19 protein-coding genes are annotated in these 18409 nt (G+C 56.7%); 10 read left to right on the top strand and 9 right to left on the bottom strand.

Features of this window, described 5'->3' with window-relative positions:
- Positions 1-4: 4 nt before the first annotated feature.
- Entirely contained in the window at positions 5-1003 is a 999-nt protein-coding gene (locus QN062_RS07915; protein WP_369341278.1) for a carbohydrate kinase family protein, read from the bottom strand.
- 191 nt (positions 1004-1194) lie between these two features.
- Between QN062_RS07915 and QN062_RS07910 the strand changes: the two genes are divergently transcribed.
- Positions 1195-1941, top strand: a complete 747-nt coding sequence (locus tag QN062_RS07910; protein ID WP_369341277.1) for a DeoR/GlpR family DNA-binding transcription regulator — start codon at positions 1195-1197, stop codon at positions 1939-1941.
- Positions 1938-3305 (top strand): 6-phospho-beta-glucosidase, encoded by a 1368-nt coding sequence (locus QN062_RS07905; RefSeq protein WP_369341276.1) that lies wholly within the window; start codon positions 1938-1940, stop codon positions 3303-3305. The genes QN062_RS07910 and QN062_RS07905 overlap by 4 nt, the downstream gene beginning before the upstream one ends.
- A gap of 317 nt (positions 3306-3622) precedes the next feature.
- Here the strand turns inward: QN062_RS07905 and QN062_RS07900 are convergent, their stop codons facing one another.
- Positions 3623-4348, bottom strand: coding sequence for a type 1 glutamine amidotransferase (locus tag QN062_RS07900; protein ID WP_369341275.1), 726 nt, complete (start codon positions 4346-4348; stop codon positions 3623-3625).
- Positions 4349-4520: 172 nt separating this feature from the next.
- On the opposite strand from QN062_RS07900, the gene cysS reads away from it, so the two are divergent.
- Together cysS and QN062_RS07890 are read left to right on the top strand one after the other, a co-directional pair.
- On the top strand, positions 4521-6107 hold the full coding sequence (gene cysS, locus QN062_RS07895) for a cysteine--tRNA ligase (RefSeq protein WP_369341274.1): 1587 nt from the start codon (positions 4521-4523) through the stop codon (positions 6105-6107).
- 42 nt (positions 6108-6149) lie between these two features.
- Positions 6150-6782, top strand: coding sequence for an RsmD family RNA methyltransferase (locus QN062_RS07890; protein WP_369341273.1), 633 nt, complete (start codon positions 6150-6152; stop codon positions 6780-6782).
- Here QN062_RS07890 and QN062_RS07885 read toward each other — a convergent pair.
- Positions 6764-7015 carry a hypothetical protein gene (locus QN062_RS07885; RefSeq protein WP_369341272.1) on the bottom strand — a complete coding sequence of 84 codons (252 nt, stop codon included), beginning with the start codon at positions 7013-7015 and terminating at the stop codon, positions 6764-6766. The genes QN062_RS07890 and QN062_RS07885 overlap by 19 nt on opposite strands.
- 241 nt (positions 7016-7256) lie before the next feature.
- On the opposite strand from QN062_RS07885, the gene QN062_RS07880 reads away from it, so the two are divergent.
- The 6 genes from QN062_RS07880 to QN062_RS07855 all read left to right on the top strand — a co-directional run bounded on the left by QN062_RS07880 (position 7257) and on the right by QN062_RS07855 (position 14253).
- Complete coding sequence (locus QN062_RS07880) at positions 7257-8432, top strand: extracellular solute-binding protein (RefSeq protein ID WP_369341271.1); 1176 nt, start codon at positions 7257-7259, stop codon at positions 8430-8432.
- The gene (locus QN062_RS07875) at positions 8402-9448 is read left to right on the top strand and encodes an ABC transporter permease (protein ID WP_369341270.1); all 1047 of its coding nucleotides are present in this window, start codon (positions 8402-8404) and stop codon (positions 9446-9448) included. Before QN062_RS07880 ends, QN062_RS07875 begins: the two co-directional genes overlap by 31 nt.
- 1 nt (position 9449) lies before the next feature.
- Positions 9450-10391 (top strand): ABC transporter permease, encoded by a 942-nt coding sequence (locus tag QN062_RS07870; protein ID WP_369341269.1) that lies wholly within the window; start codon positions 9450-9452, stop codon positions 10389-10391.
- Positions 10392-10434: 43 nt separating this feature from the next.
- The gene (locus QN062_RS07865) at positions 10435-11535 is read left to right on the top strand and encodes an ABC transporter ATP-binding protein (protein ID WP_369341268.1); all 1101 of its coding nucleotides are present in this window, start codon (positions 10435-10437) and stop codon (positions 11533-11535) included.
- Positions 11532-13085: an inositol monophosphatase family protein gene (locus QN062_RS07860; RefSeq protein ID WP_369341267.1), complete on the top strand. Its 1554-nt coding sequence runs from the start codon at positions 11532-11534 to the stop codon at positions 13083-13085. Before QN062_RS07865 ends, QN062_RS07860 begins: the two co-directional genes overlap by 4 nt.
- 79 nt (positions 13086-13164) lie before the next feature.
- Positions 13165-14253, top strand: a complete 1089-nt coding sequence (locus QN062_RS07855) for a LacI family DNA-binding transcriptional regulator (protein ID WP_369341266.1) — start codon at positions 13165-13167, stop codon at positions 14251-14253.
- 61 nt (positions 14254-14314) lie between these two features.
- Here QN062_RS07855 and QN062_RS07850 read toward each other — a convergent pair whose 3' ends face one another.
- The 6 genes from QN062_RS07850 to rpsP all read right to left on the bottom strand — a co-directional run bounded on the left by QN062_RS07850 (position 14315) and on the right by rpsP (position 18240).
- Positions 14315-15223, bottom strand: coding sequence for a DMT family transporter (locus tag QN062_RS07850; protein ID WP_369341265.1), 909 nt, complete (start codon positions 15221-15223; stop codon positions 14315-14317).
- Positions 15220-15663: a MerR family transcriptional regulator gene (locus tag QN062_RS07845; RefSeq protein WP_369341264.1), complete on the bottom strand. Its 444-nt coding sequence runs from the start codon at positions 15661-15663 to the stop codon at positions 15220-15222. The genes QN062_RS07850 and QN062_RS07845 overlap by 4 nt, the downstream gene beginning before the upstream one ends.
- A gap of 264 nt (positions 15664-15927) precedes the next feature.
- Complete coding sequence (trmD, locus tag QN062_RS07840; protein WP_369341263.1) at positions 15928-16839, bottom strand: tRNA (guanosine(37)-N1)-methyltransferase TrmD; 912 nt, start codon at positions 16837-16839, stop codon at positions 15928-15930.
- Between the two features lie 11 nt (positions 16840-16850).
- On the bottom strand, positions 16851-17561 hold the full coding sequence (gene rimM / locus QN062_RS07835) for a ribosome maturation factor RimM (RefSeq protein ID WP_369341262.1): 711 nt from the start codon (positions 17559-17561) through the stop codon (positions 16851-16853).
- Positions 17548-17781 (bottom strand): RNA-binding protein, encoded by a 234-nt coding sequence (locus QN062_RS07830; RefSeq protein WP_094694178.1) that lies wholly within the window; start codon positions 17779-17781, stop codon positions 17548-17550. Before QN062_RS07830 ends, rimM begins: the two co-directional genes overlap by 14 nt.
- A 3-nt stretch (positions 17782-17784) precedes the next feature.
- Complete coding sequence (gene rpsP, locus QN062_RS07825) at positions 17785-18240, bottom strand: 30S ribosomal protein S16 (protein ID WP_369341261.1); 456 nt, start codon at positions 18238-18240, stop codon at positions 17785-17787.
- Positions 18241-18409 lie beyond the last annotated feature (169 nt).

Raw genomic sequence — 18409 nt, 5'->3', positions numbered from 1 at the left:
CCCCTTAGTTGTTATTAGGTGACGAGCTGTTATCAGGTGACAAATCCAACGGTCGGTCCCTCGAATCCGCCCAGCTCAAGAGCCTGGACCAATCCTCGTCATTGCAATGGTGAGCGTCGAGGAATTCCGAAAGCTGATCGCGTCGGGGCGCGCTCACCGCGCCGCCTGGCTGGGTGACGGAGTATGCGGCGCAGGCGGATGCCAGCTGCAGACAGTCGTCAATCGGCCAGTTCCATGCCGTTCCCGCCATGAAAGCTGCGCTGAAGATGTCGCCGGCACCCGTAGGATCCTTGGCATCGACAGCAATCCCTGGGATGGCAGACCGTCCGTCAGCCGATGCCGCCATCGCCCCTCCAGACCCGAGGGTTATGACTGTGGTGGGGACTACTTCGGAAAATATTTCAAGCGCCTCATTCAAGTCATCACGATGCGAGTAGCCTTTGGCTTCCGCATCATTGAGCATCAGCACATCGAAGGACCGCAATCGCTGCAGCAGGGAATCCGACCACTCGCCAGTTGGATCCCATCCGACGCTTGCGAAGAGCGTCGTTCCGTCTTCATGCAGTCGATGCGCCCAATCGGGAACCTCCTCCTCCGCCGGAAGCATCACAGTCCTGACGCTCCTGACCGGATTCCAGACTGGCTGCGGATTGTCGGTATGGAATGTGACGAACGACCGGTCAGACCCATTGGTTATCGCAGCGCTGACGGGATTCGTGACACCCGTCAGACACCGCGTCTGCGTCATGTCGAGGTTGTTCTCCGTGCTGAGCATCTGCCTGACAATGCTTCCTATCGGATCGTCCCCCATGGCGCTGAGCAACGCGGTATCTGCACCGATGCGCGCGCTTGCAACAGCCCTGTTGGCAGCTCCCCCTGGGGATATGGTGAAGTTCTGTGCGAATGTCTCCGTTCCCTGACGAGGAATTTTCACACCGGAGAATATGAGATCGCTGTAAACGTCCCCCGTTACCAAAACATCCACAGAAGTTGAGTCCATCATTCCCCATTTGCTCATTGTGGTGATCAATTGATGATTATTTTGCGCATTAAAAATCACATCCATGTTTCAATCAAGCACAATTCTGGTTACATTGCTCATTTGAATGAACTTTTATGGAATTGTTTGCTCATTTGTAATCATCTGCGTATATGATTGCAATCATGCTTCTCGATCAACGACGTACAGAAATCATGACTGCCCTAGCCACGCACGACCAAAGCGTGAAGGAGCTTGCCGAATCATTGCATGTGAGTCAGTCGACCATCCGGCGCGACCTGACGCGACTCGAACAGCAGGGGCTGCTGGAGAGAAAGTATGGAGGGGCGGTCCTTGCGCGTGGAAGCCACGCCAACACAACCGATACCGGAGAAGCCGAAGAGCCGATCGACATCGACCGCGCGAAGGATCTGGAGCTTCGCCGGAGCATGGCAAAGGTGGCAGCCTCTCTGGTAAGGGACAACAGCACGATCATCCTCGACATCGGTTCCACGACGCCACTGATCGCACTCGAGCTGCGCGGCAGACCCATAACCATCATCACGTCAAGCCTGGCGGTCCTCGATCAGGTCCGGGATGATGACGCCGTCGACATCATTCTGCTGGGAGGAGTCCTGCGCAGGAATCACCAGTCGCTTGTGGGCCCGCTTGCCGAAGACGCCATCCACGAGATGAGCGCCGACCTGATGTTTCTCAGCTGCACCGGAGTCAAGAACAACTTCGTCGTCGATGACATGGCAGTCGAGGCACCCATCAAACGCGGTCTCATACGATCCGCAGATCAGACAGTCCTGCTCGCGGGCGAGAACAAGTTCCCCGGGACGGGAAGTCTGCGTCTCTGCGATCTCGATCACATCGACACCATCATCACTACCAGCGGAACATCCGAATCATCGTTGAAAAACAGCCGCAGCGGCGGCAGAAAGGTCATTGTCGCATGAAACTTGCAATTCTAGGAGGCGGTGGATTCCGCACGCCATTCGTCTGGCAGGCGCTAATCCGTGACATGGGCACACCGCGAGTCGACCACGTCACGCTCTATGACATCAGCGAATCCCGGCTTGGCATCATCGAAAACATTCTGAAGGAGCTGTCCCAAGGCTTCGACGATGTTCCCACGCTTACCGTCACGACCAATCTCAAGGAAGCCTTGGAAGGTGCCGACTTCATATTCGCAGCGATCCGTGAGGGCGGGCTGGAAGGACGCTGCTGCGACGAACACGTGGCCCTGGACCACAACGTCCTGGGCCAAGAGACGACAGGTCCTGGCGGCATAGCCTATGCGATACGAACGGTGCCGATCATGCTGCACATCGCGCAACTGGTCAAGGAAGTCGCACCTCAGGCATTCTTCATCAACTTCACCAACCCCGCCGGAATCATAACAGAGGCGATGCAGTCCGTGCTCGGAGATCGCGTCGTTGGAATCTGTGACACACCATCGGAGCTGGGTCGACGCGTGGCGGGAATCCTGGGGGTCGACCATGCCAGCATCCAAATGGATTACGTAGGGCTCAATCATTTAGGGTGGATGCGCCGCGTCGTCTCGAACGGCAAGGATGTGCTGCCCGAACTTCTGGCGCAGGACACCCTGCTCGACAAGATGGAAGAGTCAAAGATATTCGGCAAAGACTGGATACGCGAGCTGGGCGCCGTGCCGAACGAATATCTCTATTATTACTATGACAATAAGGATGCCGTCCGGCGAATCATAGAATCGCCACAGACTCGCGGCGACTATCTGCTCAAGACCCAGACTGCCTTCTATCGGCATGCCGGCACTGATCTGCCGAATGCCACTCAGATTTGGTGGAATACCGTCGACGCCCGCAATGCCAGCTATATGGCAGAGGCGTTGGGGGGCGTCCAGGGTGCTCCCACAACTCAGAGAGACAACGACATCGACCCCTCGCAGCTTGGCTACGCAGGCGTCGCCCTTGCGGTCATGGCAGCCATAAGCAGAAACGAACGGCAGACCATGATTCTCAACGTTCGCAACAGCGGGACCGTTCACGCAATGCCGGACGATGCCGTGGTTGAGGTCCCCACGCTTGTGGATGGCAATGGAGTTCACCCTCTGTCACTCTATGCGCAGCCAGACCTGCATCAGCTTGGTCTGATGCAGCAGGTCAAGTCAGTGGAGCGCCACGCGATTCTTGCTGCAACCGAACATTCAACGCACGAGGCTCTGCTTGCCTTCGGCCTTCATCCTCTTGTGGATTCGATCTCTATCGCACATGATTTGCTGGAAGGCTATACGCAAGCCATTCCAGGCGTCGCTAGAGCACTGAGCAAAGAGCACTGATTAAAGAGCACTGATTCGAATCGTTCCCCACTTCGCGTATCTTGGATTCTCAGCCTAGCCTTCCAAGGTACGCGTTTTTGCGTGTACCGGTTCATGCCCAGTCAATTGGCGCGATTTGCGACCGCCGTGGACGATGCCACCTCAATGGAATCCTTTTTTCTGCTCTCGATACGCCCTTTCCGGGCGACTTTCCGAGTTTTGCGGCAATCTCGAAGTAGCGGCGGACATTTTTCGCAGATTGGCGTCGGAAAATCAACACTTTCAAGGCTTTATACATTGCAATTGCCGCAAAACTCGGAAAGTCGACTCGAAGTCGGCTACTTTCCCTGCAAAAACCCCGCATACGTCGAGCAGCGTGCGGCAAAGCCATTGAAGACCGAGTCTGCGAGCGGGAGCAGCTGCGAATTGCACTCCTCAAAGTCGGCAAGCATCCTCTTTTTTTCGGATTTGCTCAGCTTTCCGGCCATCTTCGGCTCTGCGAGCCATTCCTCGAGCATGGCCGGCGTCACTTCCAGATGGAATTGCAGGCCCAGTGCCGAGGCTATGCGAAAGGCCTGAACCTTCGTCTTCTCAGACCGTGCGAGCAATTGCGCGCCTTCGGGCAATCCTACGACGTCGCTATGCCAGTGCAGAACGTTGACTTCCTTGCTCCACATGGAAAAATAATCATGCCGATCCAAGCGCTTGATGGGGGCAAAGCCAATTTCCTCGACCGCATTGCTCGTGAGCTTGCCTCCGAGGGCCGTCGCGATTATCTGATGCCCCAGGCAGATGCCAAGAATCGGCTTGCCTACGCTGATGGACGCGCGAACCAGCTTTGCCTCGGTCTTCAGACCGGGATGCTTCTCGAAATCAAGGGCACCCATCGGCCCACCCATGATCACAACCCCGGAAATATCCTTGAAATCTGGTAAATCAGGCTTCTTCTCATCGACGATGTTCAAGGTATTCGTCTCCAAACCTACATCCTCCAAGGTTTCGAGAATGCGACCCGGTCGCTCCCAAGGGACATGCTGGAGTATGAGGACCTTTGATTGTGCCATAATCTCCATTGTCTCACCTTCTCTAAACTCCACAACAACCTTGGTGTCATATGTGTCATCGGTTCAATCGGAGTGGGATTTGCGCGATGCGCGCAAGATGACTTGCACATCCATGCACTATCAATGCACCATCAATGAAGCTATGTCGGGCAACGATAATAATCTCTTGTATATGACAGAAAGCCCTAAACCGCATGATTCCAGCGTTTCCCAAGTGCCCCAGCTCAGGCTCTACGACACCGCGACTCATCGGATAACGCCGTTCACGCCGATTCACCCAGGCGAGGTGGGCATCTATGTCTGCGGGGCCACTGTGCAGAGCTCGCCCCACATCGGTCACATTCGTGCGGCGGTGGCCTTTGACGTCGTCCGTCGATGGTTCATCCGGCTTGGATACAAGGTGACCTTCATTCGCAACGTCACCGACATCGACGATAAGATCATCGATAAATCACGGGCTGCCGGTCAGCAATGGTGGGAACGCGCATATATATATGAGCGCGAATTCACCCATGCATACGAAAGGCTTGGCGTGCTCGCGCCAACATATGAACCACGCGCAACCGGCCATATCACCGACATGATCGATCTGATTCAGCGCATTCTCGACAATGGCCATGCCTATGTCGTGCCCGATGCAGACGGCAAGCCTTCGGGGAACGTCTATTTCGACGTGCCATCATGGCCACAGTATGGCGAGCTCACCCATCAGCAGGCTGGCACACAGGCAGCGGATGAAAGCGCAGCCGTGGCCGACAGAATGGGGCCGAGCGTCGACAGCACCGGTGATGACAAATACAATCCAGCCGATGCCGCAGACAATTCAGAAGACAAGCACGACCCACGGGATTTCGCATTGTGGAAGTCGCCGAAGCCATCCGATCCAGAGACGGCTCGATGGAAAACCCCATTCGGAACGGGACGTCCGGGCTGGCACCTCGAATGCTCGGCCATGAGCCATCGCTACCTTGGCGCCGACTTCGACATTCATGGCGGCGGCCTCGACCTGCGCTTCCCCCATCACGAGAACGAGATGGCGCAGTCCAAGGCCGCTGGCTGGGGATTCGCCCACCGTTGGATGCATTCGGCATGGGTCACGGCCAAGGGCGAGAAAATGAGCAAATCGCTCGGCAACGGGCTGTCGGTTGACTCGATTCTTGCCGAACATTCGGCGTGGGTCGTGCGCTATGCAATGGCGACGGTGCAATACCGCTCGATGCTTGAATGGAGCGAACAGACGATTGCCGAGGCCGAAAGCGCCCATGAGCGTATCATGAACTTCCTTGATCGCGCCGACGCCCTGCTTGACTCGCCCATCTCAACCGATGACGTCGCTGCACTGCCCATAACAGAATTCCCCGCGGAATTCATAGGCTCGTTGAACGAGGACATCAACGTCTCGGGAGCTGCCGCGAGCATCTTCACGACCATCCGCCAGGGCAACGCACTGCTTGATGCACAGCCCGCGACTGACACAGGTTCAAGGTTGCGGACCATGGTCGTGCAGCTGCGAGCCATGCTCGATGTGCTGGGACTTGACCCGCTGAACGCTCAGTGGGTCGCGGGCGACGCCCACGATGACCATTCGAGCCAAGAGCATGATGCCTTGGATGCACTGATTGGCGAGCAGCTTGAAAAGCGTGCCAAGGCTCGGAAGAACAAGGACTTCGCGCAGGCCGATGCCATTCGTGACGAGCTTGGCAAGGCTGGAATCGTGATTGAAGACACCTCGAGCGGGTCGAGCTGGAGCATGGAATAAAACTGGCAATCCCAAGCACAGCGTTGATGAAAGAATATTCATATGAGAATCGTTTCGGGCAGATACAAGGGCTTTCAGCTGACCGTACCGAAGTCAGGAACCAGACCGACGACCGACCGCGCGAAAGAGGGAATCTTCTCGCACCTTGAGTCGTATGGACAGGTTCAGGAAGCCCAGGTGCTCGACCTGTTCGCAGGAACCGGAGCTCTTGGCATCGAGGCACTCTCTCGCGGCGCCTCTGGACTTGTTTCTGTCGAATCGGCGGGCCAGGCTGGTTCATTGCTTCGCAACACCTTCTCTCGACTCAGAAAGCTCTCAAGCTGGGATGGCGAAACCAGCGCAAGAACCGTGCAGACTCAGGCGGAGAAGTTCGTGCGGTCGCACGGCCAGCGTGCCGACACGGCTTCGCAATCCCACCCTCAGACGAGCGAGAACCCCGACATTGCAGAACCGGGATTCGACTTGATTTTCATCGACCCACCCTATGCATATTCCACCGAGGAATGCGAGCAATTGCTGCAAGAACTGGCGGCGGGCACCCTGGTCAATGCCGCGACCATCATCGTGCTCGAGCGTTCGGACCGGACCGCAGATCCCACGATTCCAACGGGGTGGAATGCCACGCAGATCAAGAACTATGGCGAGACGAAGGTATTCTATATCGAGCACGACTGAATAGATTCGATGATGTCTCTGCTCTTCTCCCTGCTCTTCTCCCTGCTCTTCTCCCTGCCACGCTTTCTGTCGTGCTCTCGGTCGTGCTCTCGGTCGTGTTCCCCGCCATGCTCCGTCACACCCTCCCAGCCATGCTCATGAATTGACCATCTCATCACGCGCGCTCGGGCATGCCGGATCAATGCGGTCAGTCCTGCAAGGAATGGGCGGTCCATCAGATCATATTTATCCATTCGTCCATAAGAATTCTCCCCTAGTTAATGCTCAGTCGCATGTTAGTTAACCCTGATTCGAAACAATTCGAATTAGGTTTTCGACGTACTTCAAGAAGAAAGCCTCGGCATGCATGGGATCAGAAGATGCATGCTGGCATGAATCATTTTCGGCTCTTCGCCACATGTTGACGGCTGGGAGTCGTGAAATCTGTTGCGATCTGACTTCCGTATGAGCCAGATCATCAGAAGGGGTTAGGACATGAGAATCAAACGAATGCTCAGCGCGGTGGCAGGAACGTTGGCAATAGCCATGTTCACCGCAGGATGCGGCGTGACGTCGAGCACAGGCTCGACAGCATCATCGACGACTTCAGACAGTTCGGCAAGCGGAACGGTCACCGTGTTCATATCCGGCGACACGAACGTTCAGGATCTATGGGATAAGGGCATCATTCCCGCATTCAACAAGAAGTATCCAAAAATCACAGTAAAGACGCAGATCGATCTTCACGGTGAGCATGACCAGCAGACCGTGGCCAAGCTCGCCACATCGACGAAGTCCGGCGACGACCCAGGGTATCAGCTGGTCGATGCCGGATGGGTGACCGGTCAGGCAGCACAGGCCAATCTGCTCACCAAGGTTTCCTCCTCGAACATCTCCAACCTGACAGACGTGCCGTCAGCAACGGTGAAGGCGGGTCTTGGAGTGGGCGTTCCCTATCGCGCTTCCTCAGTGCTGCTCGCCTATGATTCGACGAAGGTCAGCAAGCCGCCGAAGACCCTGAAGGCGCTGTTGAAGTGGATTGTCAAGAATCCAGGTCAGTTCGCCTACAATTCCCCCGCAAGCGGCGGTTCAGGCGGCGCATTCGTCAGCACTGTCCTTGACAGCTATCTGACGACGAAGCAGCAGAAGGTGCTTCGCCTCGAGAAGAATGCAGCGGCAGAAGCAGCCTGGAAGAAGGGCTTTGCCAAACTTGCCTCGCTCAACCCCTATGTCTATCAGAAGGGCGTGTATCCCAATGGCAACACGCAGGTTCTCACGCTGCTAGGCCAGGGATCCATCGAGATGGCACCCGTGTGGTCAGATCAGTTCATCACGGCGCAGAAGAGCGGCACCATTCCTTCGACGGTGAAATACACGCAAATCTCGGACCCCTCGTTCACGGGCAGCGCCTCATACCTTGGCGTCCCCAAGACTGCCAGCAACAAGAAGCTCGTCTACAAGCTGCTGAATTTCGTGCTCAGTGCGGCAGGTCAGAAGGTTGTGGCCAGCGAGGTCTCGGGATACCCGGTGATCTCACTCGACAAGATGGATAAATCCGTCGCCGCCGAGTTCAAGGATGCCAACATCAGTTCGCTCCGGGCAGGATACTACTCCGAAGTTGCCTCGGATATGAATGACCAGTGGGATCAGCTGGTACCGGGTCAGCAATGAGCGTCCATGACCTTGATGGGTCGCCCGCATCAATGGTGCGGCCCAACGCTGAACCGGAGGGGCGCGCCACGAAGCATGAAGCGCTGCGCCCCTCCGCGCCACATGCGGGCGGATATCAGAAGAGACGGGATCGCAGGCGCAGCCTCATCGGATTTCTGATGGCGATGCCTCCTATCGTCGTCCTTCTGCTGTTCGTCGGCATTCCGGTCATTCTGGCCATACTGTTCAGTCTGGGATATACCGGTGGACTCAATCAGATCGCAGCCGAGATTGGCATGGATGTCCATCAGGGCAAGCCGCTGACACTGGACGCCTATGCCGACATCATCGCCGACAGCCGTTTCATACGAGACCTTCTCGTGACACTGGTCATAACCGTCGTCAGCACTGGGGTGGTGGTGCTCATCACGACATCCATAGCGGTATACATGCGTCTGAGCCATTCAAGGCTTGGATCCCTGCTTGCCGGACTGGGAGTGATACCGCTGTTCATACCGGTGGTCATAGCCTCCTGGGCGAATCTGATCTTCTATCAGTCAAACGGCTTTCTGCGATCCGTCTTTGCACAGTTCGGTCTGAACGCCCCAATCTGGGGATTCACGACGACTGGTGTGATCATCACATCGATATGGGTGAATCTGCCATTCGCGATGCTGATGACGGTTTCTGGATTTCAGGGGGTCCCAGACGATCTTATCGACTGTGCCAGGGATTCCGGGGCATCGTCCTGGAGAATCGTATGGGAGATCCTGCTTCCGCTGGCCAAGACACAGATACTCATCGCTTCGACACTGACCGCAATCGGAATTCTTGGGCAGTTCACCGTCCCCTACTTCACCGGTCCCAATGCGCCGACGATGCTTGGAGTCGATATAGCCAAGTATTACCAATCATTCAATCGTCCCCAACAATCCGTTGCCATCGCCGTGGTCATGTTCATCATCGGCATTGGCATAGCCGTCACCTATGTGGTCACATCCGTTCGCGGCGACGACGGCTCGAGAAAGGAGTCATAAGATGCCTCCCCTCACGCAATCCTCGCAAGGAACCATCGAGACGACGTCTTCCCATCCTTCCGTCGGGACATCAGCCGATCGCTCCGAAGTCCCCACTGCTGATTCCAAGCCAGCGAATGCCGTATCGACTTCGATGGGAAAGGTCGTGAAAGCCGCACTCACATGGCTTGTGGCCATCATTGCCATGCTGTTCATTTTCGGACCGTTCCTATGGCTTGTCTCCCACGCGTTCGTGACGTCATGGACGTATCCGAATCTGTGGCCAGACGGCTTCACCACTCGCTGGTGGTCGGTCGTCTTCTCGGACGAGCAGCTTATGTCATCGGTCGGCAATTCTCTCATCCTTGCGCCGGTGACGGTGATCATCTCGTCACTGGTGTGCCTTCCAGCGGCATACGCCTTCTCGCGGTTCAACTTTCCTGGAAGACGCGCATTCCAGGTCAGCCTTCTGGCAGTCAACGCCTTCCCCAAGATGGGCCTGTTCGTGGCCATGGCTGCGATTTTCTATGGACTGCATCTGATGGAAACCGTCGCTGGCATCCTGATCGTTCATCTGATCAGCACCCTGGTCAACATGACATGGATTCCTGCGGCAGCGTTCTCAAGCGTTCCCCGATCATTGGAAGAGGCCGCATCGGACGCTGGGGCAGGCAAGTTCAGAGTGTTCTTCTCGGTCACGCTGCCACTTGCCGCGCCAGGCATCATCGTCGCCATGGTCATGTCATTCCTTGCATCGTTCGACGAGTCCCAAGGCACCTACCTCGTAGGCGCGCCGAAATACATGACGATGCCGACGCAGATGTATTCGATGGTGCTCAACTATCCAGAGCAGGTATCCGCGGTTTTCGCACTGATACTTGCGGTGCCTTCGGTCGTGCTGCTCGTCTCGTGCAGAAAGTACATCATGGGCGGTCGCCTCGCGGAAGGCTTCCAGATCCGATGAATCCGACAATCACCAATAGATCTCGGCATTGAAAGGCACACACATGTCAATGCACAATATCACGCCCCGCGAAGGCAGGGTCACGAATCATGCGACCGAAGGCCAGCATCTCGATTCCAACAGCGATGGGCTGTATCTTCAGGGACTGCATAAGTCCTTTGGAGGAAGGCAGGTCATCACCGATGTCACGCTCAAGGTGGAACCAGGCGAGCTCGTCTCCCTTCTCGGACCATCCGGCTGTGGGAAAACCACGACATTGCGAATGATCGCCGGATTCCTGCATCCCGATGCCGGCAAAGTGTGGATGGGCTCGCGCGACGTTACCGAATATGGAGCCGAACGCAGGCCAAGCGCAATGGTTTTCCAGAACTATGCCCTATGGCCACAGATGTCCGTGGAAAGAAACATCTCCTTCCCACTCAGGGTAGCCAAGGTGCCGAAGGCGCAGATCGCGCAGCGCGTCGATGCCGTGCTCGAGCTGGTCAATCTCACCCAGCGACGTCGGGCCAGACCAGGCAAGATGTCTGGTGGGGAGCAGCAACGAGCGTCTCTGGCTCGCGCCTTGGTCCGAGAGCCCTCGATACTGCTGCTCGATGAGCCGCTGAGCAATCTGGATGCGAAGCTGAGGGAGCGCGTGCGCGAGGACATCCGTGAGATTCAGCAGCGTTTGAACATCACGACGATTATGGTGACCCACGATCAGCAGGAGGCGATGGCGATATCCGATCGAATCGCAGTGATGCACGACGGCAGACTGGAACAGGTATGCGCTCCCGAAGATCTCTATATGCGACCGGAAACGGAGAACATAGCCCGCTTCATCGGTACGATGAGCGATTTTGACGGTGCCTTCGGTCCATCTGAGCCCAAGGAACACTGGCTCGTTCGTCCAGAGGACATACGCTATGCATCCGAAGGCAGCGAGCTCGGCAGCACTTCCCTTCCAGTCTGCGATGCGAAGGTCGTCAGAACGATTCCACACGGCAGATACGAGGAAGTCATCTTCGACGCATTCGACGGCACATCCATCACAGGACTGCGTCAGCTGGATCAGCCCACCATCGCCCTGGGAGCCCAGGTCCATCTGAGCGCCACAAGAATCTATCACTATAAGGACAATGCATTATTGGAGGTTATGCAATGACGATCAGTAGCACCATGCGCTTCGCCGCACATCGCGGAGTTCATCCAGATCGATTGGGAATCAAGGAAAACACTCTGGCTTCGGTGAAGTCAGCGATCGCCGCCCACGCCGACCTGGTCGAAATCGATGTGCGATGCACGCGCGATGGACGCGTCATCGTCCTTCATGACCCTGACCTGCTGCGCGTGTGGGGCGATTCCCGAAAGGTCGAGGATCTTGGCTTCGATGAGCTGCGCGCCATGCAAGGCGACCCTGATTCATGCGTTCCAACGCTGGAAGAGGTGCTGAACGTCATCCATGACAGTGGATCCCGTCTGCTCATCGACATGGATGATGAACGCTTCGCCGAACCGGCATACGATGTCGTCAAGGCACTCGGGCTGAACGACGAAGTCGAGTGGTGCGGCAAATACCAAGCCATGCTTGACATTCGTTCACTCGACAGGGAGGCGTTCATCTGGATGCCGTGGCGGCACGCCCAGGCACCGGATGAATCGGAGATCGAACAACTGCATCCGCAGATGCTGAATCTGCCTTATCTGATGGTGGGAAGCGAACTGGTGGAAAGCGCTCACGCCCTCGGCCTCGGGGTTTCCTGCTGGACCGTGGACAACACCATGCAGGCCGCCCATCTACGCAGCGTCGGCGTCGACGGCATAACCTCGAACCGTATGAATGCCGTTCGCGATGCGCTTCAGCTAGTGGATGGAAATGCTCAAGAGAGCGTCGAAGAGCATGATGCACGGGCGCGATTCATAGCCGGTGAAATCGCCGCTGCTGCTGTCGAGACAATCCAGGAGTCAAACGGCCAGTTCCGAACCAACATACATGGCAAGGCAACCCCGGCAGATCTGGTGACCGACCTCGACGGGCTCATCGAGCAGGAAGTTCGGGAGGCGCTGCATGCACAGTTTCCGGAGACGCCCGTCGTTGGCGAGGAGATGGGCGGCAACGAGCCCAGACAGGGTGACTGCTGGTTCCTCGATCCCTTGGACGGCACGATCAACTATGCCAATGCAATCCCCTGGTTCAGCTTCTCTCTCGCGCTGGTTCGCAACGGCGACGATCCGATAGTCGGCGCCGTGATAGACCCCGCAGGCTGGCGGGTCATCACAGCCCAGAAGAACAAGGGCGCATGGATTGGCGATCGGAGAATCACCATTCCCGAACGCTCGTTCGACAATGCCGAAGACCCCGTCGAAGGAACCATCGTCTCCGTCGAACTGGCCAATAACTATGCATGGCCAGGATTGCCCGGAATCTTCGAACGGCTGTCGAAGCGCTTCTGCACGATGCGAGTGCCAGGAACCGGCACGGCAAGCGTGACCGGCGTCGCACTCGGACGTGGCGTGGCGACTCTGATCGGAAAGTTCGGAACCGTGGATCATTTCGCCGCAGTGCTCATCGTTCATGAGGCGGGCGGGGTGATCATGGACGAGACGGGCAAGGAAACCCTGAACCCCCGGAATGCAGGATTCCTGGCTGCACGCGACAGACGCTGCGCGAATGCGATAATCGACGTATGGCATGAATCGCTGATGCGCGAGTGAATCCCGCAGCTTCCCAGTCGTCCGTTCTGGGGCATAGCCTTGCAATCAGCACCTCCACATCTCACAGAAAGCCAGGCCATTGAGCATCGATCGTTCATCGCGTCTGAATGGTTCCAGGGCGACCATCACCCAGGTAGCGGATCGTGCACATGTTTCCGTATCGACCGTCTCCCTGGCCTTTCGGGAGTCGGGTCCGATATCGGCTCGGATGCGTTCCCATGTGCTGCAGGTTGCCAGCGAAGTCGGCTACACGGGGCCGAATCCCATAGCCCACTCCTTGAAGAGTGGAAGCATGGGAATCGTGGGCGTCGCGATCGCCGAACAGATCGCGCACGCCTTTGACAATCCGACGACCATCGAAACCATGAATGGCCTGAGCCTTGCACTCGAAGAGGCAGGCCACAGCATGCTGCTGCTTCAGGCAAGTGCGAAGGTCGATGCCAGGACCCTGAGACGCTTGAGCACGGTGCCGCTGGATGCCCTGATATTCATCAGCCGTGGAGAGCCATTCACTGAACTGGTTGAGCTGGCGCGCAAGCATGGCATTGCGATGGTGGGAGTCGAAGGGCCCTATGCCGACGACATCTCCTCCGTGGAGATCGCCGACGAAGAGGGCATGGGCCAGCTCGCCGACATAGTGCAGGCTCATGGCCACAGAAATGTGGGAGTTCTTATGAGAACCACACGGCTGGGATATTGCGGTCCGCCAGGAGACGTCATTCCCATAGACACCGATATCGATCTCATCGCCAATCCAACGATTCAGGGAAGACTCAGAGCGGTTGCTCAAAGGTTCCCCCAGGCGGTGCGCGTCGAAGCGGCAGCGCGCGACTCAAACGCAGGCGAAGCGGCAGCGCGCGCTCTGCTGACCTCAAATCCTGACATCTCAGTCATCATGGCGCAGAACGATCTGCTTGCGGAAGGTGCACTGCGCGCCGCTCAGGCATCCGGGCTTCGCGTACCGGAAGATCTGAGCATCACCGGCTTTGACGGCTTGCATCTGCCATGGCTCGCAAGATCTCTGACGACCATGAGCCAGCCCTTGGAGGAACGTGGCCGCTGCGCCGATCGTCTGGCAAATCAGATCATCGAAGACACTCACGCCGTTGAGCATATTCGTTTCGAGACGTCATTCGTGGCAGGCGACACCTTGGGAGACGCTCGATGACGCCGCTCGGGAGCTCATGACAATGGCATCCGGCCATGGGGCCCGAGCGGCCATATTCCGGTCAATCCCGGTCGCGCCCATGAATGGGTGAGCCAGAAGCGCCTTGCGAAGACCATGATGTGAGAAGAACGCCCACGATGATGGTCACTCCCCCGACGATCTGCGAGGCTCCTATGGCTTCGCCTGTGGCGAGCGCCCACAGCGCAGTGAATACCGTGATGAGGTTGAGGAACACCCCTGCCTTCCCCGACGATATGACGGTGAGTGCAGTGTTCCATAGCACATATGACAGGCATGAGGGAAATATGGCGATGAACAGCAGCGAACCCAATGCGGATCCAGTGCTTGGCAGGGTGACCCCTACGAATGGTGCCGCCACGCCCAGCCCTACGACGATGAAGGCGACTTGGATGGTTACTGCGGTTACCGGAGGAAGTCGAGGGCCCTTGCGCGCCGCAATCGTGTGGGCGGTCCAGACGCCGATCGCAGCGAGCATGAGTATGCTGCTCGGATCGAATATGGTCGTCAGAGTCGTGAAGTCGCCGTGAGTGAGCACGATAAGAACCCCAACGAGTGCCAGCGCGATGCCAGCGCCACCTCTCCAACCAATGCCTTCATGCAACACAAACAGCGCCGCCAATGCGATCAACGCAGGATTCGCAGCATTGATCAGGGATGCCCCGAACGCCGTCGATCCGCGCAAGGCTTCGTAGAGAAGAAAGTTATATGCGAAGAGTCCAAGCAGGCTCTGCATGAGCAGAAAGCGCCAGTGCCGCATCACCGCCAGCCAGTCAGGGTGCTCGACCGTCTGGGCGATGATCGCCAGCGGAACGAGCGCGATGGCCCAGCGCAGCAGCACGATGCTGAACGGAGACATGTCTTCGACGGCGACCTTGCCGAAGACATAGTTGCCTGCCCAGAATGCCGACGCTGCGACGAGTGCGACGATGGCCTTCGTGTGCCGCTTCATCGGCGAGCCTCCATGATTCTGTCATATTTGGCGATTTTTTCTTCGATCGCCACCATGGAAGCCTCTATGCGGTCTCGACGCCTCTGCAGTTCGTCTCGATGGGCGATAAGCAGACTCCTTCTGGCACTTACCGTTTCACGACCTTGATCACGCAGTGCATCAAAGTGTTTGATGACGGCGATTGGCACGCCTGCCTCCCGCAGCCAGTGCGCGCATGCGATCTTCTCGAGATCGAGCTCGCTGTATCGCCGTGAACCGCCAGACGTGCGACCTGCCGGCGCCATGATGCCTTCGCGCTCGTAGTATCGCAAGGTGTCCGCTGGCACACCCGTGCGTTCGGCTGCACGCCCGATCGAGTACTGAGGCTGCATCCATTCACTGGGCACTCCATCCGATTCGCCCAGCAATCTGTCTTGAGACTTCTCATTGCTGTCTTCCATAAGACATGATTCTAAAACTTGGAGTTAACTCCAAGTCAAGTTCCGACGGCGTTTCTTTCGACAGTCGGGCTCGGCATCGCATGGAGACGGTCCCATCGCTCAATCGCAATCGTTGATCGCGGCCAGGTGCCATGGCATGTCTTGTCTGGAGTGTCTCTCGATAGCGAGCTCGCACAATGAGTCAGTATCAATGAGTCAGTATCAATGAATCGCGCCAATGAGTTTGCATCAACGAATCAGCGTCAATGAGTCAGCGCCAATGAGTCAGTGAGCTTCGGGATAGCTGTTCGTCAGATCCCAGCCCAGGCTCGTCAGGAGCTTGCGATCGGCCTTGTCGAGGTCTTCGACTCGGAGCTGCTCGATCAGATCGGGGCGGATGTTGGCGGTTCGCACGAGTGCCTCGTCTCGGCGGAAACGGTCGACCTTGGCGTGATCGCCACTGCGCAGAATATCTGGCACGTCTCGACCGCGCCACTGCGCGGGGCGAGTGTATTGACGGTATTCCAAAAGCGCCTGCTTGCCCGTGTACGATTCCTCAACAATCGAGTCGGGGTTGCCCATGAACCCCGGAAGCAGACGGGTGATGGCCTCGACCATCGCCGACACCGCCACCTCTCCCCCATTGAGCACGTAGTCACCAATCGAATATTCCCGGAAATCATAGCCTTTGGAGCAATAGTATGCGGGAATGCGGGCATCATAGCCCTCATAGCGGCCACATCCGAAGATAAGCCTGTTCTGGTGAGAAAGCTCCTGGGCATCGTCCTGAGTGAACAGTGGAGCCGACGGATTCGGAAAAACAATCGTGGTCCCTGGTGCGGGATCGCTCGCCGCATAGCCCTCGTCCGACTGTTCGGCACTGTGCTGTTCGGCATCAGGCTTTTCTACATCAGAGTGTTCTCCATCAGGCTTTTTTACATCCGACTGTTCGATGTTGACCAGGGACCGTTCGCCAAGCAGCGAATCAAGGCATTCGGACCATACCTCTGGTTTCATGACCATGCCTGCACCGCCGCCAATCGGCGTATCATCAACGGAATGGTGGACGTCGTGAGTCCAATCGCGCAGGTCATGCGCATCGATAGAAAGCAGCCCACGCTCCTGCGCCTTGCCAAGAAGGCTCAGATTCAGCACTTCGAAATATTCCGGGAATACGGAAACGATGTCAATCTTCATTGCAGATACACTTAACTTTTCTTTGCCACATCAAGCATTGCATCAGGAAGCAGTCCACTCGGCGGGTCGATAGACACATACCCGTGTTCAAGATCGATTTCAGGAACTATTGCTTCGACAAACGGAACCAGCACACTCATTGGTTCATGTTCATTGGCATGTTCATTGGCATCGGCATTGGCATCAGAGGCAGCGATGGACTTCAGCTCGAGCAAGGACTGTGCCGCGCCATCGAGCACATCGCCTACCTTCGCAATCGTGACCGTGCCGTCGCAATGATTCCTCTCGCAGAATCCGGGGTCAAGACGAACTTCCAGACCGATCAGGTCGGATGGATACCAGGCTTCCTCGTCTTCCATCTCGTCAGGGTCATCCGCATCGCAGAACAGTTCGATGCCGTTCAGGGCTTCCGCTGCATTTCTATCGGCGATGCCCTCGAACAAGATGATCCAGCGCTTCTTGAATTGGCGTGACCTCACGATGTGATATTCATGACCCGCTGAATCCGCGAGGACCGCTCCAGGCGCGAAGCGCAGCTCAGGTTCGTCGGTGAATGCCCATACGTTCACCTCGCCCTTGATGCCCTGCGCGCGACCTATACGACAGACCCTCAGCAACTCACGCTGCTGAGGGTCATCGTTGGTAACATCGTTGACAACAGTGCTGTCAACATCGTTGCCATGGTTCAAACCGCTCACGTTCGGCACGCTATTTTCGAACATCCATGATGTCCACACGGACCTTATGGTCGGCCAAAGCCTGAATGATGGTGCGTATGGCATTGGCCGTGCGCCCACTACGACCGATCACTCGGCCGATATCTTCAGGATTGACCCGAACGCGCAGCAATTCGCCGCGATTGTTCTCGTGTGACTTCACTGAAACATCATCAGGGAAATCGACGATGTTGCGAATAAGATGCTCGACAGCTTGTGCCAACATGATTTACTCGGCTTTCTCCTCAGCGGCAGTTTCCTCGGCTGGAGCTTCTGCAGTCTTCGCTGCTTCTGCCTCTGCCTTGGCCTTGGCGTCCTTCTCGGACTTCGCTGCCTTCAGCTTCTGTGCGGACTTCTCAGCCTCTTCGATGCGTGTTGCGGCATCTGCGTGGCCCTCAGGCATCTTCAGCGTGCCTTCGGCACCTGGAAGACCCTTGAACTTCTGCCAATCACCAGTGATGTTCAGCAGCTTGAAAACAGGCTCAGATGGCTGTGCGCCAACGCCGAGCCAGTACTGCACGCGCTCTGAATCGATTTGGATCAACGAAGGTTGCTTATTCGGATCGTAAACGCCGACCTCTTCAATGACCTCGCCATCACGCTTCTTGCGTGAATCAACGATAACAACGCGATAGAAGGCATAGAATTTCTTACCCAGGCGCTTCAAACGAATCTTGGTTGCCAAAATGGCTCTCCTTGTACAATAGGTGCTTCCCGAGCCAGATGTGTGGGGCACAACGGTTGTTCAGCGTGTCCTCATGAAAACGGGTTTAGAGGGCGCCGTTCGCATGAATAACAGTGTGCAATTATAGGCACATGCATGGTCAAATTGCCAACTGCTCTCAATAAACATG

Source organism: Bifidobacterium sp. WK012_4_13 (assembly GCF_041080835.1).
Lineage (GTDB): Bacteria > Actinomycetota > Actinomycetes > Actinomycetales > Bifidobacteriaceae > Bombiscardovia > Bombiscardovia fermentum.
Note: the sequence above shows the minus strand (reverse complement) of the source record. Positions and strands in the feature narration are given on the sequence as shown.

Coding starts and splice junctions, on each gene's coding strand:
- QN062_RS07845 (WP_369341264.1), bottom strand. CDS start 15,663: ATGGAAGACAGCAATGAGAAGTCTCAAGACAGATTGCTGGGCGAATCG.
- QN062_RS07905 (WP_369341276.1), top strand. CDS start 1,938: ATGAAACTTGCAATTCTAGGAGGCGGTGGATTCCGCACGCCATTCGTC.
- QN062_RS07890 (WP_369341273.1), top strand. CDS start 6,150: ATGAGAATCGTTTCGGGCAGATACAAGGGCTTTCAGCTGACCGTACCG.
- QN062_RS07915 (WP_369341278.1), bottom strand. CDS start 1,003: ATGATGGACTCAACTTCTGTGGATGTTTTGGTAACGGGGGACGTTTAC.
- QN062_RS07850 (WP_369341265.1), bottom strand. CDS start 15,223: ATGAAGCGGCACACGAAGGCCATCGTCGCACTCGTCGCAGCGTCGGCA.
- trmD (WP_369341263.1), bottom strand. CDS start 16,839: ATGAAGATTGACATCGTTTCCGTATTCCCGGAATATTTCGAAGTGCTG.
- QN062_RS07870 (WP_369341269.1), top strand. CDS start 9,450: ATGCCTCCCCTCACGCAATCCTCGCAAGGAACCATCGAGACGACGTCT.
- QN062_RS07865 (WP_369341268.1), top strand. CDS start 10,435: ATGTCAATGCACAATATCACGCCCCGCGAAGGCAGGGTCACGAATCAT.
- rimM (WP_369341262.1), bottom strand. CDS start 17,561: ATGTTCGAAAATAGCGTGCCGAACGTGAGCGGTTTGAACCATGGCAAC.
- cysS (WP_369341274.1), top strand. CDS start 4,521: ATGACAGAAAGCCCTAAACCGCATGATTCCAGCGTTTCCCAAGTGCCC.
- QN062_RS07860 (WP_369341267.1), top strand. CDS start 11,532: ATGACGATCAGTAGCACCATGCGCTTCGCCGCACATCGCGGAGTTCAT.
- QN062_RS07885 (WP_369341272.1), bottom strand. CDS start 7,015: ATGGATAAATATGATCTGATGGACCGCCCATTCCTTGCAGGACTGACC.
- QN062_RS07910 (WP_369341277.1), top strand. CDS start 1,195: ATGACTGCCCTAGCCACGCACGACCAAAGCGTGAAGGAGCTTGCCGAA.
- QN062_RS07830 (WP_094694178.1), bottom strand. CDS start 17,781: ATGTTGGCACAAGCTGTCGAGCATCTTATTCGCAACATCGTCGATTTC.
- QN062_RS07900 (WP_369341275.1), bottom strand. CDS start 4,348: ATGGCACAATCAAAGGTCCTCATACTCCAGCATGTCCCTTGGGAGCGA.
- QN062_RS07880 (WP_369341271.1), top strand. CDS start 7,257: ATGAGAATCAAACGAATGCTCAGCGCGGTGGCAGGAACGTTGGCAATA.